Annotated in this window: 21 protein-coding genes; 19 read left to right on the top strand and 2 right to left on the bottom strand. The window is 65.7% G+C overall.

Annotated features, from left to right (window positions below; translation table 11 throughout):
• Positions 1-89: 89 nt before the first annotated feature.
• Positions 90-3,101: an Rne/Rng family ribonuclease gene (locus HK401_RS14015; protein WP_258234218.1), complete on the top strand. Its 3,012-nt coding sequence runs from the start codon at positions 90-92 to the stop codon at positions 3,099-3,101.
• Positions 3,102-3,214: 113 nt separating this feature from the next.
• Here the strand turns inward: HK401_RS14015 and HK401_RS20800 are convergent, their stop codons facing one another.
• Positions 3,215-4,507, bottom strand: coding sequence for an SPFH domain-containing protein (locus HK401_RS20800; RefSeq protein ID WP_258234217.1), 1,293 nt, complete (start codon positions 4,505-4,507; stop codon positions 3,215-3,217).
• Between the two features lie 141 nt (positions 4,508-4,648).
• On the opposite strand from HK401_RS20800, the gene HK401_RS14005 reads away from it, so the two are divergent.
• From HK401_RS14005 to HK401_RS13950, 12 genes are all read left to right on the top strand, one after another.
• Positions 4,649-6,178, top strand: a complete 1,530-nt coding sequence (locus HK401_RS14005; protein ID WP_181275282.1) for an alanine/glycine:cation symporter family protein — start codon at positions 4,649-4,651, stop codon at positions 6,176-6,178.
• Between the two features lie 98 nt (positions 6,179-6,276).
• Entirely contained in the window at positions 6,277-6,594 is a 318-nt protein-coding gene (locus tag HK401_RS14000) for a chorismate mutase (protein ID WP_181275281.1), read from the top strand.
• Between the two features lie 252 nt (positions 6,595-6,846).
• Positions 6,847-7,155, top strand: a complete 309-nt coding sequence (rplU, locus tag HK401_RS13995) for a 50S ribosomal protein L21 (RefSeq protein ID WP_166971486.1) — start codon at positions 6,847-6,849, stop codon at positions 7,153-7,155.
• 15 nt (positions 7,156-7,170) lie between these two features.
• Positions 7,171-7,422: a 50S ribosomal protein L27 gene (rpmA, locus tag HK401_RS13990; protein ID WP_166971488.1), complete on the top strand. Its 252-nt coding sequence runs from the start codon at positions 7,171-7,173 to the stop codon at positions 7,420-7,422.
• A 100-nt stretch (positions 7,423-7,522) separates the two neighbouring features.
• Positions 7,523-9,091 carry a GTPase ObgE gene (obgE, locus tag HK401_RS13985; RefSeq protein ID WP_181275280.1) on the top strand — a complete coding sequence of 523 codons (1,569 nt, stop codon included), beginning with the start codon at positions 7,523-7,525 and terminating at the stop codon, positions 9,089-9,091.
• A complete protein-coding gene (proB, locus tag HK401_RS13980) occupies positions 9,088-10,254 on the top strand; it encodes a glutamate 5-kinase (protein WP_181275279.1) in 1,167 nt (388 codons plus the stop codon). Before obgE ends, proB begins: the two co-directional genes overlap by 4 nt.
• A gap of 3 nt (positions 10,255-10,257) precedes the next feature.
• Positions 10,258-11,547: a glutamate-5-semialdehyde dehydrogenase gene (locus HK401_RS13975; RefSeq protein ID WP_181275278.1), complete on the top strand. Its 1,290-nt coding sequence runs from the start codon at positions 10,258-10,260 to the stop codon at positions 11,545-11,547.
• A 174-nt stretch (positions 11,548-11,721) separates the two neighbouring features.
• On the top strand, positions 11,722-11,883 hold the full coding sequence (locus HK401_RS13970) for a hypothetical protein (RefSeq protein WP_166968546.1): 162 nt from the start codon (positions 11,722-11,724) through the stop codon (positions 11,881-11,883).
• A 1-nt stretch (position 11,884) separates the two neighbouring features.
• Complete coding sequence (gene nadD, locus HK401_RS13965) at positions 11,885-12,490, top strand: nicotinate-nucleotide adenylyltransferase (protein WP_181275277.1); 606 nt, start codon at positions 11,885-11,887, stop codon at positions 12,488-12,490.
• Positions 12,483-14,093, top strand: coding sequence for a hypothetical protein (locus HK401_RS13960; protein ID WP_181275276.1), 1,611 nt, complete (start codon positions 12,483-12,485; stop codon positions 14,091-14,093). Before nadD ends, HK401_RS13960 begins: the two co-directional genes overlap by 8 nt.
• A 37-nt stretch (positions 14,094-14,130) precedes the next feature.
• On the top strand, positions 14,131-14,538 hold the full coding sequence (gene rsfS, locus HK401_RS13955; protein WP_309136002.1) for a ribosome silencing factor: 408 nt from the start codon (positions 14,131-14,133) through the stop codon (positions 14,536-14,538).
• On the top strand, positions 14,535-15,134 hold the full coding sequence (locus tag HK401_RS13950) for a histidine phosphatase family protein (protein ID WP_181275274.1): 600 nt from the start codon (positions 14,535-14,537) through the stop codon (positions 15,132-15,134). Before rsfS ends, HK401_RS13950 begins: the two co-directional genes overlap by 4 nt.
• A 60-nt stretch (positions 15,135-15,194) precedes the next feature.
• Here HK401_RS13950 and HK401_RS13945 read toward each other — a convergent pair whose 3' ends face one another.
• Entirely contained in the window at positions 15,195-16,334 is a 1,140-nt protein-coding gene (locus tag HK401_RS13945; protein WP_181275273.1) for a glycosyltransferase family 4 protein, read from the bottom strand.
• A gap of 112 nt (positions 16,335-16,446) precedes the next feature.
• On the opposite strand from HK401_RS13945, the gene HK401_RS13940 reads away from it, so the two are divergent.
• From HK401_RS13940 to HK401_RS13915, 6 genes are read left to right on the top strand one after another with little or no spacing between them, the layout of a single operon-like run.
• A complete protein-coding gene (locus tag HK401_RS13940; protein ID WP_181275272.1) occupies positions 16,447-19,479 on the top strand; it encodes a DUF4040 family protein in 3,033 nt (1,010 codons plus the stop codon).
• A complete protein-coding gene (locus HK401_RS13935; RefSeq protein ID WP_181275271.1) occupies positions 19,476-19,808 on the top strand; it encodes a sodium:proton antiporter in 333 nt (110 codons plus the stop codon). The genes HK401_RS13940 and HK401_RS13935 overlap by 4 nt, the downstream gene beginning before the upstream one ends.
• Positions 19,805-21,322 carry a monovalent cation/H+ antiporter subunit D family protein gene (locus HK401_RS13930; RefSeq protein ID WP_181275270.1) on the top strand — a complete coding sequence of 506 codons (1,518 nt, stop codon included), beginning with the start codon at positions 19,805-19,807 and terminating at the stop codon, positions 21,320-21,322. Before HK401_RS13935 ends, HK401_RS13930 begins: the two co-directional genes overlap by 4 nt.
• On the top strand, positions 21,319-21,696 hold the full coding sequence (locus HK401_RS13925; protein WP_309136001.1) for a Na+/H+ antiporter subunit E: 378 nt from the start codon (positions 21,319-21,321) through the stop codon (positions 21,694-21,696). Before HK401_RS13930 ends, HK401_RS13925 begins: the two co-directional genes overlap by 4 nt.
• A complete protein-coding gene (locus HK401_RS13920) occupies positions 21,693-21,953 on the top strand; it encodes a monovalent cation/H+ antiporter complex subunit F (RefSeq protein WP_181275269.1) in 261 nt (86 codons plus the stop codon). Before HK401_RS13925 ends, HK401_RS13920 begins: the two co-directional genes overlap by 4 nt.
• Positions 21,953-22,360 (top strand): cation:proton antiporter, encoded by a 408-nt coding sequence (locus tag HK401_RS13915; protein ID WP_181275268.1) that lies wholly within the window; start codon positions 21,953-21,955, stop codon positions 22,358-22,360. The genes HK401_RS13920 and HK401_RS13915 overlap by 1 nt, the downstream gene beginning before the upstream one ends.
• Positions 22,361-22,365: the final 5 nt, after the last annotated feature.

The following is a 22,365-nucleotide window of genomic DNA, read 5'->3' as shown; positions in this document are numbered from 1 at the left end:
GCCATCCACAAGTTTCGGTCCGCCCGAGGACCATGCAAGGATCCGAAGATCCGTACGGTGTGGACGGAGTCTTCGGACTGGGAGTAACGATGAATGATACGTCGAACGACGGCACAGAGTCGACAGATCCGACCGAAGGCATCCTCGCCGATCTGGCGAATCTGCAGCAGTCGGTCAGTGACAAGGGCAGCGCCCATGAGGACGTCAACGACAATGTGCGTGCGCGCCTCGATGACATCGCCGAGGCGGCCGAATCGCTGCGTACCGGCGATGACGACGATGACGATGACGAACCGGATGAGCCGACCCCGCGCAGCAGGGGCCCGAAACCCGCACGCGACGCCGTCGCCAACCGCGGACTCGTCTTCGAATCCTTCGTCCGCGGAGAATCGGAGAACGATGAGGCCGATGCGGACGAGGACGACGAGAGCGGTGACGAAGCCGACGACTCGGCGGCAGGACCGACCTCGGTGAGCTTCGATCCGCGCAATCCCTTCGCGGCGCCCCCAGCCGCACCCGCCGCAGCCGCGCCGACGGAACCGCGGGCGACCCCGTCGGTGCCCCCGGCCGGCGGCCTGATCTTCCAGGTTCCGAAAGCCGAACACGCCGAGGTCGTGCAGATCGATGACGAGTCCGACGACGACTGGGATGACTCCGAGGACACCGACGACACCGCGACCGATCGGCGGGACGATCAGGACGACGACGAGAGCTCGAACGGTCCGCGTCGCCGCCGTGGAGGGCGCGGACGCCGATCGCGCAGCCGTGATGACTCTAACGACGGTGCGGACGGTCAGTCCGAGGACTCTTCGGAGGAATCCCAGGACGATGACGACTCTCAGAAGGAGGGATCGCGTTCCTCCCGACGGGGTTCACGCTCGAATTCGCGCGGCTCGAAGCATAAGTCGGACTCTGATTCCGACTCGCAGGATACTCATTCCAAAGCGGAGAACGAGAAGTCCGATCAGTCCAAGAATGACGAACCGCAGTCCGATGACGGTGATGATGACGATGACTCCGACGGCGGATCGCGTCGTCGCCGCCGTCGTCGGTCCCGCACTCGTGGAACCGATCGTGACGAGGTCACCTCGCTGAAGGGCTCGACGCGTCTGGAGGCCAAGCGCCAGCGTCGCAAGGAAGGCCGTGAGGCCGGTCGCCGTCGCCCCATCATCACCGAGGCGGAATTCCTCGCTCGCCGGGAATCCGTCGAACGCACGATGCTCGTGCGCGAAAGCGGCGACCAGACCCAGCTCGTCGTCGTCGAAGACGGCATCGCCGTCGAGCACTACCTCAAGGAGAACCGCCAGCAGTCCTCCCTCATCGGCAACGTGTACCTGGGCAAGGTCCAGAACGTGCTGCCGAGCATGGAGGCGGCCTTCATCGACATCGGCAAGGGGCGCAACGCCGTGCTCTACGCCGGTGAGGTCAACTGGGACGCCCTCGGGATGGACGGCAAGGCCCGCCGCATCGAAACCGCTCTGAGCCCCGGCGACTCGGTTCTCGTCCAGGTGACGAAGGATCCGATCGGGCACAAGGGTGCGCGCCTGACCAGCCAGATCTCACTGCCGGGACGGTTCCTCGTCTATGTTCCCGGCAACTCCATGACCGGAATCTCCCGCAAGCTTCCTGACAACGAACGGGCACGGCTGAAGAAGCTGCTCAAGGAACTCGTCGGCGATTCGAACGGCGTCATCGTTCGCACCGCCGCCGAAGGCGCAGCGGACACTGACCTCTCTCGCGACGTCGAACGCCTCGCCAAGCGCTGGGAGACGATCGAGAAGAAGTCGAAGTCGACGAAGGTGCTCGCCCCTCAGCTGCTCTACAGCGAGCCGGACATGATCGTGCGCATCATCCGCGACGTCTTCAACGAGGACTTCAACTCGCTCGTCATCGACGGCGACGGAGCCTGGAACACCATCCACGAATACGTCGAATCCGTGGCACCGGACCTGCTCGACCGAGTCCACAGCTACAACGAGGACGAGGACGTCTTCGATCACTACCGCATCGAAGAGCAGATCCAGAAGGCCCTGCAGCGCACGGTCAACCTGCCCTCGGGCGGTTCGCTCGTCATCGACCGAACCGAAGCGATGACCGTCGTCGACGTCAACACCGGTAAGTTCACCGGTTCCGGGGGCAACCTCGAAGAGACCGTGACCCGCAACAATCTCGAAGCGGCCGAAGAGGTCATCCGTCAGGTTCGTCTGCGCGACATCGGCGGCATCATCGTCGTCGACTTCATCGATATGGTGCTCGAGTCGAACCGTGACCTCGTGGTGCGCCGCCTCGTCGAATGCCTGGGCCGTGACCGGACGAAGCATCAGGTCGCAGAGGTGACCTCGCTGGGACTCGTGCAGATGACGCGCAAGCGCATCGGTACCGGCCTGGCCGAGTCGATGGTCAGTGCGGGCGCCGACCTCAGCGGTCGCGGACTGCTGCTGCCCGGCTCCGAAGAGGACGGCTCGAAGTCTCACCGCGGAAACCGTTCGTCGAACAACGACAGCCGTCGGGATCGGAAGCGCCGCGGCGACTCCGGATCGAAGTCGAAGCAGAACGAAGCCGAATCGCATGAGGACTCCGTGTCCTCGGACGCGTCACGATCAGCTGTCGCAGCGATCGCGAAGGCCACCCTGAAGAAGGACGAAGCCGACAGCGGAAACGGTGAAGAGAAGCCGGGCGCCGAAGCCAACGGCAAGAGTCGTTCGCGTTCGCGCAGCGGTCGTCGTCGTTCGAACTCCCGGAACTCGGAGACCGCATCGGAAACCGAGACCAGCAGTGCCTCCGAAACGAATGCCGGCACCGAGGCGAAGGCCGTCGACGGCGATAAGGCCGCGACGGTCGACCAGGCTCGCGCCGAAGCGAAGGTCCGAACCGACCACAGGTCCGGAAGCAGCGACAGCGAGCCCGAGACCGCAGCGAAGCAGGCCCCTGAGGAGCCGAAGGACCTGCCGCTGATGATCGGCGCGGACACCGCGACGAGGGTTGCCGCCGCTCCGGTGAAGCGGGCTCCGGCCAGGAAGCCGAGTGATGCGCCGAAGCAGACAGCCGAACCCCAACAGGAGCAGCTGCCCACCTCGTTCGTCATCATCGGCGAAGACTGAGTCCGATCCCACCCGGGCCCGGGACTGAGCCAGAGAGCTGAAACCCGGCGCCTGGCCGATGACAGAGCAGCGCCCCGCGACGGAACTTCCGTCGCGGGGCGCTGCTCTGCTGCTCAGCCGGCCGACTGCTGATTGCGTGTGGTGCTGATCGTCGGCTGTGCCGCCTGATCTCCGCAGAGGACGATCATGAGGTTCGACACGAGATCGCTGCGCTCGGCCTGACCGAGCCTGACGATCTGTCGGCCCTCGATCTCTTCGATGGCGGTCTCGACCATTCCCACAGCCCCTTCGACGATGAGCTGCCGAGCCGCGACCACCGCCGTGGCCTGCTGCCGCTGGAGCATTGCCCGGGCGATCTCGGGCGCATAGGCCAACTGTGTGATGCGAGATTCGATGATCGTGACCCCCGCGGCCATCACGCGCGCGGCCACTTCATCGGAGAGTCGGGACGTGATCTCATCGGCGTTGTCGCGCAGGGACATCCGACGGGGGTCCGAAGAGTCGTAGGCGTAGGAGTTCGCAATGTGCCGGACTGCTGTCTCTGCCTGGATGGCGACGAACTCCTCGAAGTCGTCGACCTCGAACATCGCCTGTGCGGTGTCCTTGACCTGCCAGACGACGACGGCGCCGATCTCGATCGGATTGCCGTCGAGGTCGTTGACCTTGAGTGTCGACGTCTCGTGGTTGCGGATGCGGGTCGAGACCTGGTCCTTCGTATAGAAGGGGTTGACGAAGCGCAGGCCCGACTGTCTGACCGTGCCGACATACTTGCCGTAGAGCTGGAGCACGACAGCATGACCGGGTGCCACCGAGGTGCATCCCTTGAACAGGAACATCGACGCGACGAAGCTGAAGACCCCGAGCACAATGAGGATGACTCCGAGCGCGGCCTGCGCAAATGTCAGCACGAAGCCGACGACGCCGAGGAGCACAGCCAGAAGAAGCAGCGCGATGGCGCCGATGATCGCAAAGTAGCCGGAGACGCCGCCTGCCGGCTTCTCCCGCACGCGTTCACCGTCGGCAGAGACGATGCGCGGAGGAGCAGATCCGTGCGGTCCCGGCGCCGAGGTGGGGCCGGGCTGGGCCGATCGACGGGGGCCGCTGCTGTTCGGGCGCTGCGGATCGGCACCCGGCTGTCCGACCGTGCCCTGAGATCCCCCGGGATGCGTCTGACCGCCGCCAGGGGGTCCGTACGCATGAGGCGAGTTCGCGGATGTCGAGGAACCGGCGTGAGAGCCCTGCGACCCGAAGTGACCGTTGGGATTCGACACAGGTTCGGCGCCCGGATACGCGGCGGGCTGGGCATGGCCGTCCTGTGAGTGCGGGGTCTGGTTCACGGCTGAAGCAGGGCTGGGATTCTGGGGCTGATTCGGCGGTGGACCGTGTTGCTGCGGGTTCTGAGTCATGGTCTCAGTCTAGGCCACGGAATGAGACGCGGGTCTCAAAGCCGGCGGATCGGCAGGCTTGGATAACGGTTCCATAACTGAACCGACGTGTTTTCACAGATCGCTTGAATGTGACATAGATCTCAGGGAGTTTAACTGACCATGAACACCTTAGAATTCACAGCAGAGCCGGTCTCGCCGGTCGACGATGCCATCAACTCCTGGTTCGACCCGATCGCGACGTGGTTCGGCAACATCATCTTCTTCCCGATCACCCTCGGGAGCATTTCATTTCCCTTCGTCGTTCTGTGGCTGATCTTCGCGGCCGCGGTCTTCACGGTCTACTTCGGGTTCATCCAGGCCCGCGGAGCGAAGCTGTCGCTGGAGATCATCCGCGGCAGGTTCTCCTCGAAGTCCGATCCGGGTGAGGTCACCCACTTCCAGGCTCTCGCTTCCGCCCTGTCGGGAACGGTCGGCCTGGGCAATATCGCCGGTGTCGGTGTGGCCATCGCACTCGGTGGACCCGGCGCGACATTCTGGATGATCGTGGCCGGCCTGCTCGGTATGTGCACGAAGTTCGTCGAATGCACCCTCGGGGTGAAGTACCGCGAGATCGACGAGAACGGAGTCGTCCACGGCGGTCCGTTCAAGTACCTGCCGGTCGCTTTCCGCCGCTTCTCGAAGCCCGTGGCCACCGTCCTCACCGGCCTCTTCGCGGTCGCCATCCTCGTCTTCGGCGTCGTCGGCGGCGGTATGTTCCAGGCCAACCAGACCTTCGCACAGGTGCGCACCGCAACCGGCGGCGATGACGGATTCCTCGCCGGACCCTTCGCCTCGCTCGTCTTCGGCATCATCTTCGCAGCCCTCGTCGCCTTGGTCATCCTCGGAGGCATCCGTTCGATTGCGAAGGTCACCGACAAGCTGGTTCCGGGCATGGCCATCTTCTACGTCGTCTCCTGCCTGCTCGTCCTCGGCCTCAACTTCTCGAACATCCCGAATGCGATCTCCGAGATCTTCGTCGGCGCCTTCAATCCGCAGGGCATCGCCGGCGGCATCGTCGGCGTGATGATCATCGGGTTCCAGCGCTCGGCGTTCTCCAACGAAGCGGGCATCGGCTCCGCACCGATCGCGCACTCCGCGGTCAAGACGCGCCGCCCGATCTCCGAGGGCTTCGTCGCCCTCCTCGAGCCCTTCATCGACACCGTCATCGTCTGTACCATGACCGCGTTGACCATCATCGTCGCGAACCAGGCCTCGTACCGGGAGGACTTGGGCGCCGGAGAGATCGGGGGAGTGGCGCTGGCGTCCGACGCCTTCTCCACCGTGGCTTCCTGGTACCCCATCCTGCTGGCGATCGCTGTTGCGCTCTTCGCCTTCTCCACCCTGATCACCTGGGCCTACTACGGGGAGCAGGCGTGGAGCTACCTGTTCGGCGGGGCCAAGGCGAGCGTGACGGTCTTCCGCACCCTCGTCTGCCTGTTCGTCGTCGTCGGCTGTGTGGCCACTTTCTCGAAGGTCGTCGAGTTCGCCGATGCTGCACTGTTCATGTGCGCCTTCATCAACATCCTCGGCCTCTACTTGCTCATGCCGGTCGTCAAGAAGGAGATGAAGAAATACCTGGCCGACCGCAAGGCCGGTATCCTCAACGACCCCGAGACGAAGGATGCGGTGCCCGTCGAAGAACCGGCCTGAGTCCGGTCGTCGGCCGATCCCGACGGTTCTCAATGGTGCGCCGTAGTCCCGATGAGACTGCGGCGCACCGCCGTGTCCGTCATCGTTAGAATGAGACCGTGGACTCCAAAACTGACGACAAGACACGTGCCCAGCAGCGCCTGCTGGAGCTTCGCGACAGCATCGACAACATCGATGCCAGCCTCATCCACCTCCTCGCTGAGAGGTTCAAGCTCACCGAGAAGGTCGGCGAGCTCAAGGCCGACCATGGTCTGCCGCCTGCCGACGAATCACGAGAAGCCCGTCAGGTCGCTCGCCTGCGGGTGCTGGCCGAGGAATCACACCTCGACCCCGAATTCGCGGAGAAATTCCTCGCCTTCACCGTCGCCGAGGTCATTCGCCGCCATGAACGCATCGCTGAATCACGGGAACGCTGATCTCCATCCTGGTCCCCTGCTCTGCCGAGGGCGGGCGCAGCATGAGAGTTGCCTCACAGCCTTCGGTTCCGGGCCTGGCGGAGTGCCTGCGGGTTTGCCGTTCGCCTGCGGCTTCGACTAATATTGAGCGTCGGTGCGCATGTCGCATCACGGCTGGTGATTCCTCTCAATGGGACGCTGGCGAGGGTGACCTCGCTGCGGCCAAGGGATAACCGCTGTTCGTCTGAGTTTCAACAGGAAGAGAGTTCGACCATGGTCTATGCCATCGTCCGTGCCGGAGGCCACCAGGAAAAGGTGAGCGTCGGCGACATCATCACAGTCAACCGCATGAAGGCGAAGGCTGGAGACAGCGTCGAACTCGATGCCGTGCTTCTCGTCGACGGTGAGACGGTCACGACCGACGCCGACGCTCTGTCGAAGGTCTCGGTCACCGCTGAGGTCGCCGGTGAGCTCCGCGGTCCCAAGATTGTGATCCAGAAGTACAAGAACAAGACCGGGTACAAGAAGCGTCAGGGCCACCGCCAGGACCTCACCCGCCTGAAGATCACGAACATCAAGTAAGAGGAGATTTCTCACATGTCAAGCAAAAAGGGAGTCAGCTCGACCCGCAACGGTCGCGACTCGAACCCACAGTACCTCGGCGTGAAGCGCTTCGGCGGTCAGGTCGTCAAGGCCGGCGAGATCATCGTCCGCCAGCGCGGAACCAAGTTTCACCCGGGAGCCAATGTCGGTCGCGGCGGAGACGATACCCTCTTCGCTCTGACCGCTGGCGCCGTGGAGTTCGGCAAGCGCAACGGTCGCAAGATCGTCAACATCGTCGGAGCCTGATCCTCAGCGGGATCTGACCGATCGCATTATGATTTCTCCCCTCACGGGGACCATGAAGGGTGAGTCACGAGACTCACCCTTCATCTGATATAAGGACACTATGGCCACCGAGTTCGTAGACCGCGTCACCGTTCACCTCGCCGCCGGCGACGGTGGGAACGGCTGTGCCTCGATCAGACGCGAGAAGTTCAAACCGCTCGGCGGACCCGACGGTGCAGACGGCGGCAACGGCGGAAACATAATCTTCCGCGTCGATCGGCAGACCACCACCCTGCTGCCCCTGCACCACCGCCCGCATCTGCGTGCCGACGGCGGCGGAATCGGCAAGGGCGACCTGCGCCACGGGGCCGACGGGCAGAACCTCGTCGTCCCCGTGCCCGAAGGGACCGTCGTCAAGACACTCGACGGTTCGGTCGTCGCCGATCTCGTCGAAGACGGCACCGAACTCACTGCAGCCGCCGGAGGCCGCGGTGGTCTCGGCAATGCCGCGCTGGCCTCGACGAAGCGCAAGGCTCCCGGCTTCGCCCTGCTCGGCGAGCCCGGGGAGAGCCTCAGCCTCGTCCTCGAGCTCAAGACGATCGCCGACATCGCACTCGTCGGCTACCCGTCGGCAGGAAAGTCGAGTCTCATCGCCGCGCTCTCGGCCGCGAAGCCGAAGATCGCCGACTACCCCTTCACCACTCTTGTGCCCAACCTCGGCGTCGTGCAGGCAGGGGATACCCGCTACACCGTCGCCGACGTGCCCGGGCTCATCCCAGGGGCGTCGGAAGGCAAGGGGCTGGGCCTGGAATTCCTCCGTCACGTCGAACGATGCGCGGGACTCGTCCACGTCATCGACATGGCCACGTGGGAACCCGGTCGAGATCCCGTGTCCGATCTCGCGATCATCGAATCCGAACTCGCCGCCTATGCCGTCGACCTCGACGATGGCAGCGGATTGCTGCCGCTCTCGGAGCGGCCGAAGCTGGTGGCGCTGAACAAGGTCGACATCCCTGACGGACGCGACCTCGCCGACATCGTCCGCCCCGACCTCGAAGCGGCAGGCTACCGCGTCTTCGAGATCTCCGCGGTCAGTCACTCCGGCCTGCGCGAACTCTCCTTCGCCATGGCCGAACTCGTGCTCGCCGAACGTGCTCGACGGGAAGCAGTCGAAGCGACACCGCAGCGTGTGGTCCTCCGCCCGAAGGCCGTCGACGACCGCGGCTTCGAGGTCCGTGCCGAACGTGACGCCGAGGGCCCGGTGTTCCGCGTGCTCGGCGACAAGCCGGCCCGCTGGGTGCGTCAGACCGACTTCGGCAACGACGAAGCCGTCGGGTACCTCGCCGACCGACTCGACCACCTCGGAGTCGAAGAGGCGCTGTTCAAGGCCGGCGCGAAACCGGGCGACACGATCGTCATCGGCGGTGACGACGGAGTGGTCTTCGACTGGGACCCGACGACCGTCGGGGGTGCCGAGCTGCTGGGATCCCGCGGGTCCGACACCCGGCTCGAAGAAGAGGCCCGCGCCACCCGCAAGGAGCGCAAGGCTGCCTACCACGAGCGGATGGACGCGAAGGCCGCGGTGCGTGCCGAGTTCGAGAAGGAACGGCTGGCCGAACGCGGACAGCGCGAAAGCCGATCGGCGTCCGAGACCGAATCCGAGGCTGCGGCCCGGACCGACGAGGCGTGAGCGCCGCAGACGGCGGACACGGCTCCGCGCAGCGTGCCCGTGCGGATGTCGCCGCGGCCCGCCGTATCGTCGTCAAGGTCGGCTCGTCCTCGCTGACGACCATCGACGGCGGGCTGGACGAAGCCAAGCTCATCGCGCTCACCGACGTCATCGGCGCCCACCGCGCGGCCGGCCATGAGGTCATCCTCGTCTCCTCGGGCGCGATCGCGGCAGGTCTCGAGCCCATGGGCCTCAGCCGACGCCCCCGAGACCTCGCCACGCAGCAGGCGGCGGCCGGCGTCGGGCAGGGACTGCTCATGGCCGCCTACACCCGGGCACTCGGCCGCTACGACCTCGTCCCCGGCCAGGTGCTGCTGAGCGCCGACGACCTGATCCGGCGCACCCAGTACAAGAACGCCCAGCGCGCCATCGACAAGCTTCTGGCCCTGGGCACGCTTCCCATCGTCAACGAGAACGACGCCGTGGCCACCGAGGAGATCCGGTTCGGCGACAACGATCGTCTCGCGGCTCTCGTCGCCCACCTGTCCCACGCCGACGCCCTGATCCTCCTCTCCGACGTCGACGCCCTCTATTCGGGACCACCCGACCGTCCCGACTCACGACTCATCGGCCGGGTGCACGGTCTCGACGATCTCACCGACATCGCGATCGGCGGAGTCGGCACCGCGGGGACGGGAACCGGCGGGATGGCCACGAAGGTCGATGCGGCGATCATGGTCGCCGACTCAGGGATCCCCGCCGTGCTGACCTCGGCACCGCACGCCGCCTCGGCGCTGGCAGGGGACGAGGTCGGGACCTACTTCGCGGTCACCCACCGTCGCCGCGGCACGCGGCTGCTGTGGCTGCGCCACCTGGCACGGACGTTCGGGTCTGTGACCATCGACAGGGGTGCCGAACAGGCTGTGTGCTCCCGGGGAACCTCGCTGCTGGCAGCGGGAGTGACCGGAGCCGACGGCGACTTCGAAGCGGGAGATCCGGTCGAGATCCACAATCTCGACGGCGATGTCATCGCGCGCGGAATGACCAACTTCTCCTCGGACGAGCTGCCGAGCATGTTCGGAGCCACGACAGAGGAACTTGGCACCCGTCTGGGAAGTGACTACCGTAAAGAGGTCATCCATCGAAACGATCTCGTTCTCACACATGTGAGCGGGGGGAGATAGCCCATGACAGCAGCATCCGAGATCCACCCGAAGACCGTGCGCGGCGTGACCCGGATCGCCCGCAATGCGAAGGCCGCCGCGAGCCAGCTGGCAACGACCTCGACGGCGGAGAAGAACACAGCACTGACCGCTGTCGCCGATGCCCTGCGGGCGAACACCGACCGAATCGTCGCCGCCAACGAAGCCGACATCGCCGCCGGCATCGACGACGGCATGAGCGAGGCGCTGCTCGACCGGCTGCGCCTCGACGCCGATCGCATCGCAGCGATCGCCGACTCCGTCGATGCCGTCGTCGACCTTGCCGATCCCGTCGGAGACGTCGTGCTCGGCCGCACCCTGCCCAACGGCATCCGCCTGACCCAGACCCGCGTGCCCATGGGCGTCATCGGAGCGATCTACGAAGCTCGTCCGAATGTCACCGTGGACATCGCCGTCCTCGCCCTGAAGTCCGGCAATGCCTCGGTGCTGCGCGGAGGATCGGCAGCGCAGAACTCGAACGCGGAGATCATCACCGTCCTGCGCAACGCGGTCGCCTCGGCGGGACTGCCGGCCGATGCGATCAACGGCATCGACCAGTTCGGGCGAGACGGGGCCAATGTGCTCATGCACGCCCGCGACTTCGTCGACCTCCTCATTCCCCGCGGCGGAACCGAACTGATCAACATGGTCGTCCAGGAGTCGATCGTTCCGGTCATCGAGACCGGGGTGGGCAATGTGCACATGTTCATCGACTCGACGGCGACGGTGAAGACCGCCGTCGACCTCGTGCTCAATTCGAAGACCCAGCGACCCAGCGTGTGCAATTCGCTCGAGACCCTGCTCGTCCACGAGAAGGCGGCGAAGCGTGTGCTCCCGAAGATCCTCGACCGACTCGATGGCGAAGGGGTCGTCGTCCACGCGGATTCCGACGTCGCAGCCCATGCCCCGACGACGATGAAGATCAAGCGCGTGTCCCGGCGGGACTGGGCCAAGGAATACCTCGGGCTCGAGATCGCGGTCAAACTGGTCTCGGGCATCGAGGAGGCCATCGACCACATCCGCGCGTACAGCTCCGGACACACCGAGGTGATCGTGACGAAGGACCTCGACAACGCCGACACCTTCGTCGCCGCCATCGACGCCGCGGCGGTGGGCGTGAATGTCTCGACCCGCTTCACCGACGGTGGTGAGCTCGGCTTCGGTGCCGAGGTCGGCATCTCGACTCAGAAACTCCACGCCCGCGGTCCCATGGGGCTCGAGCAGCTCACGACCACGAAGTGGGTGATGATGGGCAACGGACAGATCCGTTCGTGAGCCTCCTCCGGCGCCGACACGGGCAGCCCGGGCCGATCGGGTCCGGTTCTCGCTCCACGGTGACCGACGAATTCATGTCGATGCCGGATTCGCGGGTCGTTCATGAGAAACTGAGAAGGCAATGAGATCGACGTCGCGCGGGCGGCGTCGGAAGCAAGCAGAAGGAGTTATGACGTGAACGCAGCCATTATGGCCGCCGCGGCCGAAGGTGCGGAGCATGCCGCTCATCACGAGTTGCCGATGGATCCGATCTGGTTCGGACTCACCGCCCTGGCGATCTTCCTCACGATGGGCATTGTGACTCGGTCGTGGAAGGGCATTTCGCACCGCCACTGATATGGCTGAGCACAAACGCAGAGTCGGTGTCATGGGCGGCACCTTCGACCCCATCCACCACGGCCACCTCGTTGCGGCCAGTGAGGTCCAAGCGACCTTCGACCTCGACGAGGTGGTGTTCGTTCCCACCGGACGGCCCTACCAGAAGGACGTCGAGGAGGTCACGAGTGCCGAACACCGGTATCTGATGACGGTGATCGCAACCGCGTCGAACCCGAGGTTCACGGTCTCCCGGGCCGATGTCGATCGGCCCGGTCCGACCTACACGATCGATACGCTGCGCGACCTCGCCCGCAGCTACGGTCCGGACACGGAGTTGTTCTTCATCACCGGCGCGGACGCTTTGGCTCAGATCCTGACGTGGAAGAATGTGGATGAGCTGTTTTCCTTGGCGCACTTCGTCGGGGTCAGTCGTCCGGGGCACGAACTCCGCGGAGAGGGGCTTCCGGTTGATCGGCTGAGTCTCGTGCAGATTCCGGCACTGGCGATATCGTCCACGGATTGCAGACAACGGGTGATGGATGGTGCGCCCGTCTGGTACCTCGTACCGGACGGAGTCGTGCAGTACATCGCGAAATACGAGTTGTACAGGAGTGAGAATGGCTGAGGAGCAGTTCACGTCACGTCGAGCGCGGCGAGAAGCCGAACGGTTGGCGGCGGAACAGGCGTTCGAGGCACGAGAGGTTCCTGAGCAGCCGACCGAGGCGCCGAACTCCCGAGCCGACCTCCTCTCTCCGCTGCCTCCGAAGAAACCGGATGCGGCGCCCCGTTCGGAGGCTTTCGGGGACGAGTCGGAAACATCCGGGGACGATCGGAGTTCGCGCATCGATCCCAGCCCCGCACCGCCTACGAATCACGAACGCGGAGCGCTGGCCTCCGACCACCCCGTTGAAACGCGTCCGCCTGTTCATGCAGAGGATCGTCTCGACCCGCAGCGCACACCCCTGCCGCACTTCCAGTCGCGGGCGGAGAAGAAGCGCTACCTCAAAGAGCACGGACTCTCACTCAACGGTGATCTGTCCACCGGAGCGATGCCCGTCGTCGCTGACGAACAGGAGCTCGCAGAGCGCCAGGCCGCCGCGGAAGGACGACTCACCGGGCCCGTGCCCGAAGTCGCCGAAGCCACCGGCGAAGACGATGCGCCTGTCGATTCGTCCGCCGCCGCTGCGCACCAGACCTCCGCTGCCGAAACGACTGCGGCGAAGTCGTCGGCGAGTGAGAAGCCGTCGAAGAAGGCGTCCGAGAGCAAGACGGCCACGGCGTCCTCGGATGAGCCGTTGTCCGGGACGAAGGCGGATCCCGCCGCACCGACGGGCGACTCCCCGCAGGCCGAACACGAATCCTATGATGCCGCCGGCTTCGGCGGTGCCTCCGAGGAGGTCGCCGCGCGCGACTTCGAAGCACCGGTGACTGCCGCCTCGGCGCCCCGCCCGACGACTCTCGACGACGAACCCTATGATGCGCTGTCGATGCCGTACTCGGCCCTGGACGGCACCGATCCGCAGGATCCAGCGGCGGATTCGACTGCTGCGGAAGCCGATGCGTCGGCGCAGGCCGCTGCCGACGAGAGCGGTTCAGCACCTGCCGACTCCGACGGTTCTGAGACTGCCGGAACCAGCGGTTCAGATTCGGCCGATATCAGCGGTGGTCCCGTCGACGCTTCAACACCGTCGGCACAGCAGCCTTCACCCGCTCCCACTCAGACGCCGAGCGCCGACGACGCCGAACCGACCTCCCGGTCACGACGGATGCCGATCGTCCAACCCCCTTCGACGTCCGGCGTGCGAGTCGTCACCGCCGCGTCTGCGCAGATTCCCGAGGTCGACGAGAATCGCAGCGCCGCGTCGGACTCGGCATCGAGCCGGAACGCGGACTCGGCTCCGTCGGCCCCGACCACCGGGGCCGGAGAGGCGAAAGACCGGTCTGCGAACGAGACCGGCTCCGACGATGCCGCCCGCGCCCTCGCAGCGAATCCCGAGACCCGTCCCATGGACGCCGTGCCCGAAGCCTGGGCGCTGCCGAACTCCGACTATGAGGACGAAGAGGCCGAGAACCCTCCCGGGGCCCGCATCAGGGCGAGCTCCGTGACCGGCCAAGACGGGCAGATCCTGATGGGTGAAGAGCCCTCGAAGATGCCGTACATCGTCCTCGGCGTCGCTGCCTTCTTCGCCCTGGCACTCATCGTCATCGCCCTCGTCATGTTCCTCTGACATCACCTCCACTGCCGCATCCATGCGAAAGGATCTTGTGAGCGAGATCGCCGATTCCACACAACTGCTGAGAACCGCAGCGAAAGCCGCGGACGACAAGCTCGGCACCGACATCATCGGACTCGATGTGAGCTCGACGCTCTACATCACCGATGCGTTCCTCATCGTCTCCGCCGACAACGAACGCCAAATCGGCGCGATCATCGACGCCGTCGAAGAGGCCGTCCAGCGCGGACACGACCGCACGCCGCTGCGGCGCGAAGGCCGCGGCGGCGACTGGGTGCTCCTCGACTTCGGTGAGATCGTCGTCCACGTCTTCTCCGCCGAGCAGCGCGAATACTATGCCCTCGAGCGGCTGTGGAAGGACGTGCCCGTCATCGATCTGCAGCTGCCGGATCCCGGCGAACACGATTCCGACGAGCCTGGCTCCGACGCACCACGATGACCGCGAAGACGGTCCTGTTCTGGCGCCACGGTCAGACCGACTTCAACGTTGAGGGACGATTCCAGGGACAGACCGATGTCCCGCTCAATGACACCGGTCGCAGACAGGCCGAGGAGGCCGCGCGCCTCCTCTCCGGCCTCAGTCCCGAACTCATCGTCGCCTCCGATCTCTCCCGCGCCGCGGAGACCGCCGAGAAGCTGGCCCGCATCGTCGGTGTCGAGACGGTCCACGACGCACGACTGCGCGAAGCAGCGTTCGGTGAGTGGGAAGGATCGATCCGCGCCGAGGTGGCCGAAACCTGGCCCGATGAGCTGGCCGAATGGGTGTCCGGAGCTGATGTCGCACCGCCCGGCGGCGAATCGCGGTCTGAATCCGGGCAACGGGTCGCGGCCGCCATCACCGACATCGTCGACACAGCAACCGTCGACACGATCGTCATCGTCGCCCACGGGGCGGTGCTGCGAGGAGCCGCCGAGATCCTTCTCGGGCTCACCGGCACGGGCCGCCTCGGAGTGCTCGGCAACTGCGGGCACGGCGAGTTCGGCTGCTCGGAGCGCGGCTGGGTGCTGCGCAGCTGGGGCACCACACTGCGCTGAGCCCCAGGGCCGAGCTTCGGTGGGCCCCACCACGGCAACGACTATCGCCACCGCATGCGGTCAGTCCCGCAGCTCTCGCTGCCGCGCGACCGAGCGGATGAGGTTGATGAGGGAGTGAGCGGAGGACGCCCAGTCGAACGCCTGTGAACGTTCACGCCCGTCCGCAGAATGCCGTGCCCACACCTGTTCGTCCGTGAGGGCACGCACCGCCTCGGCGATGGAACTCGGATCGTCGGGCTCGAAGTACACGGCCGCATCGGCAGCGATCTCGCGGAAGATCGGAATGTCCGAGACCGCGACGGGCACTCCGCGGGACATCGCCTCGATCACCGGGAGACCGAAGCCCTCCTCCTTCGACGCCGTCACCAGCGCCGTCGCCTCAGCGAGCAGCGACGCATAGTCGTCATCGCTGATCCCGCGGTGGAAGACCACCCGCGCCCGATCGGGGATCAGCGCCCGCAGCTGCGCTTCCCGCCTGCCCTCGATCCGGCTGGCGATGTGCAGGGTCCACCCCGGCAGGTGCTCGAGCGCGCGGATGAGGGACTCGACGTTCTTATACGGCAGGAACGCCCCCATGTAGATGAGCGTCTTCGCATCATGACGGGACACGGTCCGCGGCTGCGCGGCCGTCACCTCGGCGGCATTCGACACCACCTGCACGGGGCGCTTCGTCAGTCGGTGGGTCTCGATGAGGTCCTTCGTCGTCTCGGACACGGCGGCGACGGCATCGGCACGATCGAGCAGCAGGCGCTGCGGGGCATAGCTGAGATGGTAGGCCCGCCACAGCAGCCGGATCGGCAGCGGCAGGTCGCCCGGCGGCTGCGGATGGGAATAGTAGATGAGGTCGTGGATGGTGAGGATGAGACCGTACCGGCGTCCGGCCGAGCCCATCGTCTGCATGGTGGAGAATACGACGTCGGCACCCAGGGCATTGAGACGGCCGGCGATCGCCACCTCGGCGGGGGAGGTGGGATCGCCCAGCCTGACCCATCGGCAGTCGGGCAGGAGCGCCAGCTGCGCCTCATCGCAGATGATGGCGGTGACATCGATCTCCGTGCCCTCGACGGCCTCGAGGAGAGCCGCCAGCAGACACGATCCGTAACGGGAGATCCCGTCGTGGTGAGTCGTGCGCGTGAAGCGGGCATCGAAGAAGACCGACAGCCGTCGCGCCGATGGCGGGCTCATTGTGCTTTTGCTCATGGAACTCCGAGTCGATAGTCTGAGTCTTCGAAAGTCTGTCTGCGCACATCGCGAAGAAGGATCAGTGAGTGAAGGAATCATCACCTGTGCCCGCGGCCGCTGAGGCCCGGTCATGATCCTCACCATTATCGCACTCGCGGCGCTCGTCGTCCTCACTCCCTTCCTCACCCGCGTTGCGGGGCGTGCCAGCGGATGGCCGTTGGCCGCCGCCTACCTTGCGGTGGCCGCGCTGTTCACTCCCACCGCCGCCGAGGTGATGGCCGGGAACACGCCGGAAGTCTCCTATCCGTGGATTCCGAGCTTCGGTGTGGATCTGGCGCTGCGCGCCGACGGCATCGGCGTGGTCTTCACCTATATCGCTCTGATCATCGGGGCCGTCGTCTTCGTCTATTCGACGAGCTACCTGCCGCACGGGCGGAATACGAGCTTCTACTGGCTGATGGTGATCTTCACCTTCTCGATGGTCGCACTCGTGCTCAGCGATGACATCCTCATGCTCTTCGTGTGCTGGGAGCTGACCTCGCTCGCCTCGTTCTTCCTCATCGCACGTTCCGGCTCACCCGGGCAGGCCCCCTCACTGCGGACCATGCTCTTCACCTTCATCGGGGGACTGAGTCTGCTGGTGGCGACCGGGGTCGTCATCGCCGTCACCGGCACGACCGATCTCAGCGACGCCATCGGCTCTCCCGTGTGGGCCGGACAGCCGGCCGTGACGACGCTCGTCGCCCTGCTCGTGGGGATCGCCGCGATGACGAAGTCTGCCCAGTTCCCGTTCCACCCATGGCTGCCCGATGCGATGGCCGCGGCCACGCCGGTCTCGGCATATCTGCACGCCGCCGCTGTGGTCAAGGCCGGAATCTTCCTTATGCTGCGGTTCTCTCCGACGTTCCACGCCACACCTGCTTGGAACGGACTGCTCATCGTCGCCGGCCTCATCACTGCGTGCCTGGGCGGATGGTTCGCGCTCAACCAGCACGATGTGAAGAAGCTGATGGCCTATTCGACGGTCTCACAGCTCGGGCTGATCACCGCCGTCATCGGAGTCGGCACCGAGGCGGCCATCGCCGCAGCGACCCTCCACGTCATCGCCCACGCCCTGTTCAAATCAGGACTGTTCATGATGGTCGGCGTCGTCGACCACCTCGCGGGCACCCGCGACCTCGCGCGGATTCCGCAACTCATGCGCAAGGCTCCCGTGTCGCTCACGGTGATGATCATCGGCTGCGCGTCGATGGCCGGCATCCCGCCGCTGCTCGGTTTCGTCTCGAAGGAGTCCCTGTTCACGGCGCTGCGCGACGCCCCCGGAGGTGCCTGGAGCGGATGGATCGCGCTCCTCGTCGCCGTCGGCGCCTCGGTGCTGACCTTCGCGTACTGCGCGAAGACGGTGTGGGGCAGCTTCATCGACGGGCGTGAGCCGGAACCGCGGCAGATCCACAGCGGATCGCCCGTCATGCTCGGTGCGGCAGCCGTCCCGATCCTGGCGTCGATCCCACTGAGCTTCGTGCTCTTCGTCTTCGACAACCCTCTGGATCAGGTGGTCACCGCGGCGATTCCGACCGCGGATTCCACTGTGCACCTGGCTCTGTGGCACGGTGTGAACATCGAACTGCTCGCCTCTGTGCTCATCATCGCGATCGGTGTGGTCATCATCGTCCGCCGGTCCCGGGTGTTCGCGTTCTTCCACCGTGCCACCCCGCCCTTCGACGGCGCCGACGTCATCGACGGGATCAACGCCGGACTGCGCCGCCTCGGACACGGACTCTCGGCGTTCGTGCGGCCGGCGAACTCCGGACCGTATCTCGCAACATCACTGGCCGGGCTGAGCGTGCTCGCCCTCGGAGCGATCCCGGCTGTGTACGCGGGTCTGCCGCAGCTCCAGGAGGGACTGAGCCGTCCGGTGGACGTCATCCTCCTCATCCTCATCACGGTCGCCGTGCTCGTCCTGTGCACTTCGCATTCGCGCCTGACCACGGTCGTGGCGCTGTCTGCGGTCGGAATCCTCGCCACAGTCCAGATCCTCGCCCTCGGTGCCCCAGATGTCACACTGACCCAGCTGCTCGTGGAGGCGATGACGATCATCGTCATCATGCTCGTGCTGCAGAAGCTGCCGCGTTCGTTCTGGCGCTACCCGAAGAGGCAGCAGAGCCCCCGGCTCATCTTCGCGATCCTCGTCGGAGCCTCGGTCACCGGACTGACGCTCGTGCTCAACGGTCGGCGGGAACGCTCGGACCTGGGCCGGTACTATCTCGATCGGGCACCGGAGATCAGCGGCGGTCACAACATCGTCAACACCATCCTGGTCGAATTCCGTGCTCTCGACACCCTCGGCGAACTCACCGTGCTCGGCATGGCCGGAATCGCCATCGTCGCGGTGATGTCGACGGTCAAGGACAAGTTCATCGACCCTCCGGCGGAGAACATCCCCGAACCTCCGCGACCGCCCTGGGTGTCGATCCGCCCGAAGGGCACAACGGCCTATCGCGCTGTGCATGAGGCCTGGCCGAACGTCATCCCAGTGCAGCTGACCATCAAGATCCTCGGTCCGCTGCTGGCCGTGACCTCCCTGGTCATCTTCTGGCGCGGACACAATTCACCCGGCGGCGGATTCATCGCCGCACTCGTCGGTTCGGCCGTCATCGGCCTGGCCTACCTGTCGACGGCCAAGGACCGCGCGATCGGTCCTCCGCGCGCACCCCTCTACCTCATCGGCTCCGGCGTGGCCACTGCTGTGGTCACCGGAATCATCGGTCTCGTCTTCGCCGGGTCGTTCCTCCAGCCGCTGCACGCCGAGTTCGCGGGCCAGCACTGGACGACCTCGATGCTCTTCGATGTCGGCGTCTATCTTGCGGTGCTCGGACTCATGCTGCTGTCGTTCAACATCCTCGGCGTCTCGGATTCCGCCGCGACGCCGGCCGGTGATGACGTGCTCACCAACGGCATCATCCGCCGCGACGTCGAACGCACCCGCGAACGCGCCGATGAACTGCTCTACGGTGAGCTCGCCGGTCCGATGGACGCGATCCGCGGGGAACGCCCCGACCGCAGCCGACGGAAAGCAGAAGCCTCGACCGAGCACAAGGTGCGCGCGACCTCACGGCACATCCTCCGCGGGGACCCGCCCGCCGACGGGGAGGAGACACCATGATCCTCGCGCTCACAATCGGCGTCCTCACGACTGGCGGCGTGTACCTGATGATGCAGCGGTCGATGGTCAGGGGAGTCTTCGGGCTCACCCTCATCTCACACGCAGCGAACTTCATCCTCCTCTCGGCCGGCGTCGGAGCCTGGAGGGGCGAACCCCTGGCCGGGCGCGGCGGCCTCGACGATGCCGCCGACCCGCTGCCGCAGGCCTTCGTGCTCACCGCCATCGTCATCACCCTTGCGGTGACGATCTTCATGCTGGCCCTGGCCGTCCTCGGCCATGACGACGACCAGAAGCGCAATCCCGAAACCGGAGAGGAGCGAGACTCATGAACCCGGCGCTGCTCCTCCTGCTCATCGGCGTACCGCTGCTGTCCTCGGCGCTGAGTGTGCTCATCACCTCACGCACCTTTGACCGCGCGCTGCTGCTCGGCGTTCCCCTCTTCGTCGGCGCCAGCGGAATCGGGCTCCTCGGTCTCCACCGCCACACCCCGGTCATCGCCCATTCGGTCGGCGACTACGTGCCAGGACTGGCGATCGTGTTCGTGTCGGACACATTCACCGCCCTCATGCTCGTGCTCACCTCGCTCGTCGCCCTCATCAGCTGCCTGTTCCTCATCACCACCGGTGAGGACCAGTACCGTTTCGTCCCCGCGCTCATCCTGATGATGCTCACCGGGGTCTACGGCGCCCTGCTGACCGGCGATCTGTTCAACCTGTTCGTCTTCGTCGAAGTCATGATGCTGCCCGCCTACGCGCTCATCGCCGTCACCGGCACGTGGCGCAGACTCGGCATCGGCCGCATCTACGTCATGGTCAACCTGCTCACCTCGACGATGCTGCTCATCGGAGTCGGCTTCGTCTACGGCGCCACCGGCACCGTCAACCTCGCCGTGCTCGCCGGTCTCGGCACGCCGTCCGGACAGGCGGGACTGGCGTTGGGCGTCGTACTGCTCTCTCTGTTCATCAAGGCGGGAGGCGCACCCTTCCACGGTTGGCTCGTCCGCAGCTACCCGAACACCTCGGCGGGCATGATGTCGCTGTTCTCCGGGCTGCACTCGAAGGTCGGCCTGTACGCGATCTACCGCATCTGCACCACGATCTACGGCGAACCGGCGCCGTGGGTGAGCGTTCTGCTCCTCGTCGCCGTGGCCAGCATCCTCATCGGCGCGACCTCCGGCTTCGGGCAGAACCGCGTGCGCAACGTCCTCGGTTTCCAGATGACCGCCGGCGTCGGGCACATCCTCCTCGGTGTCACTCTGCTCACCTCGGCGGCACTGGGCGCCGGCGCGTTCTACATGATCCACCACATGATCACGATGTCAGGACTCCTGCTCATCATGGGCGCGGTCGAGCAGACCTACGGCTCGGGTTCGTTCGGAAAGCTCTCCGGGCTGGCCTCACGCGAACGGTGGGCGAGCGTTCTGATGATCCTCGGACTCTTCTCCCTCATCGGACTTCCGCCCACCTCGGGGCTGTGGGGCAAGGTCGGACTCATCACCGCCGCCACGGCCAACGGCGGCGGTCTCGGCTGGAGCCTCGTGGCGGCCATCGTCCTCGGCGCGCTCATCAGCCTGCTGGCTCTGCAGCGGACCTGGCGCAATACGTTCTGGGGTCCGCCGATGCAGACCTACCGCCCCGATTCGGCCGAGACGGGCCGCGCACCTGCCGAACCCATCATGCGCAGCGTGCGCATTCCGGCCCGCCTGCTCGTGCCCGCCACGATCATGATCGCGATCTCCGTGGCACTGTTCTGCTTCCCCGAGCCGCTGCTCGACATCACCCACCGGGCCGCCGACGGGCTGCTCGACCACAGTGACTACATCGAGGCGGTGATGACACCATGATGCGCATCATCCACGGAATCGGCTACGTGGCGTACATCCTCTGGGCGATCCTCACCGGCTCGTTCACCATCGTCACCAGACTCTTCCGCACCGACTATGCCGAGCCGATGATCGTCGAGCTGCCGATGCGGTGCGCCACCGACCTTGAGGTCACTCTCTTCGCCTCGTCGATCACCATCACGCCCGGCACCCTCGTCGCGGCGATCGCCGCGGGCAACTCGGCGAGCCCGCCGGTGATCTTCGTCCACGCTCTGTTCGAGGACTCCGAGGAATCCGCCCTCGCCGGACTCATCGACATGGAGTCGCGTCTGCTCGCTATGACCCGGGGACGGGCCCCGGGAGCGCAGCCCGAGAACGAAGGAGACCGCTCGTGACCATCGTCGTCAGCATCTGTGCGATCATCCTCGCCGCCGCCATCGTCATCGGCCTCATCCGGGTCCTCACGGCTCGTGACCAAGGCTCACGGGCCGTGGTCTCAGATCTCATCTACTTCTCGTCGATCGCGATCGTGACGATGCTCGGCATCGCAGTGTCCTCCTCGATCGTCATCGACGTCGTGTTCCTCGCCTCGATGGTGGGCATCCTGGCCACGATCGCTCTCGCGCGCATCCTCACGAGGGGGCACCGCTGATGAACGAGACACTGGCCACCGTCCTCGTCGGGATCTTCGGGATCACCGGTTCGCTGTTGCTGCTCGCCTCCGCACTGGCGATGTTCCGGGTCCGTGATGCCCTGTCACGGATCAACGTGTTCTCTCCCGCCACCGGCCTGGGTATGCCGCTCATCGTGGCGGCCGCCTATGTCTTCGACCTGCACTCGGCGGGCTTCTCGTGGTCGTCGCTGCTCATGGCCGTCGTCGCCGTGCTGTGCCTGATCATCGTGTCCTCGGTGGCCAGCAACACGCTCGCCCGCTCGACCGTGCTCTCCGGCCAGCCCGTCTACCGCAAGACGAACCCGAACCGGTTGGCTCACCCGCCGGCCGGCGTCGTCGATGTCGACCCGGACGTCGATGTCGACCCGGACGTCGACGAAGGCTGATCGCG

Source organism: Brevibacterium oceani, assembly GCF_013623835.1.
Classification (GTDB): Bacteria; Actinomycetota; Actinomycetes; order Actinomycetales; family Brevibacteriaceae; genus Brevibacterium; species Brevibacterium oceani.
Note: the sequence above shows the minus strand (reverse complement) of the source record. Positions and strands in the feature narration are given on the sequence as shown.

Bases quoted from the DNA above. Each gene is read 5' to 3' on its own strand.
- HK401_RS14015 (WP_258234218.1), top strand. From the start codon at position 90: ATGAATGATACGTCGAACGACGGCACAGAGTCGACAGATCCGACCGAA.
- HK401_RS20800 (WP_258234217.1), bottom strand. From the start codon at position 4,507: ATGACTCAGAACCCGCAGCAACACGGTCCACCGCCGAATCAGCCCCAG.
- HK401_RS14005 (WP_181275282.1), top strand. From the start codon at position 4,649: ATGAACACCTTAGAATTCACAGCAGAGCCGGTCTCGCCGGTCGACGAT.
- rplU (WP_166971486.1), top strand. From the start codon at position 6,847: ATGGTCTATGCCATCGTCCGTGCCGGAGGCCACCAGGAAAAGGTGAGC.
- rpmA (WP_166971488.1), top strand. From the start codon at position 7,171: ATGTCAAGCAAAAAGGGAGTCAGCTCGACCCGCAACGGTCGCGACTCG.
- obgE (WP_181275280.1), top strand. From the start codon at position 7,523: ATGGCCACCGAGTTCGTAGACCGCGTCACCGTTCACCTCGCCGCCGGC.
- HK401_RS13975 (WP_181275278.1), top strand. From the start codon at position 10,258: ATGACAGCAGCATCCGAGATCCACCCGAAGACCGTGCGCGGCGTGACC.
- nadD (WP_181275277.1), top strand. From the start codon at position 11,885: ATGGCTGAGCACAAACGCAGAGTCGGTGTCATGGGCGGCACCTTCGAC.
- HK401_RS13960 (WP_181275276.1), top strand. From the start codon at position 12,483: ATGGCTGAGGAGCAGTTCACGTCACGTCGAGCGCGGCGAGAAGCCGAA.
- HK401_RS13950 (WP_181275274.1), top strand. From the start codon at position 14,535: ATGACCGCGAAGACGGTCCTGTTCTGGCGCCACGGTCAGACCGACTTC.
- HK401_RS13945 (WP_181275273.1), bottom strand. From the start codon at position 16,334: ATGAGCAAAAGCACAATGAGCCCGCCATCGGCGCGACGGCTGTCGGTC.
- HK401_RS13940 (WP_181275272.1), top strand. From the start codon at position 16,447: ATGATCCTCACCATTATCGCACTCGCGGCGCTCGTCGTCCTCACTCCC.
- HK401_RS13935 (WP_181275271.1), top strand. From the start codon at position 19,476: ATGATCCTCGCGCTCACAATCGGCGTCCTCACGACTGGCGGCGTGTAC.
- HK401_RS13930 (WP_181275270.1), top strand. From the start codon at position 19,805: ATGAACCCGGCGCTGCTCCTCCTGCTCATCGGCGTACCGCTGCTGTCC.
- HK401_RS13925 (WP_309136001.1), top strand. From the start codon at position 21,319: ATGATGCGCATCATCCACGGAATCGGCTACGTGGCGTACATCCTCTGG.
- HK401_RS13915 (WP_181275268.1), top strand. From the start codon at position 21,953: ATGAACGAGACACTGGCCACCGTCCTCGTCGGGATCTTCGGGATCACC.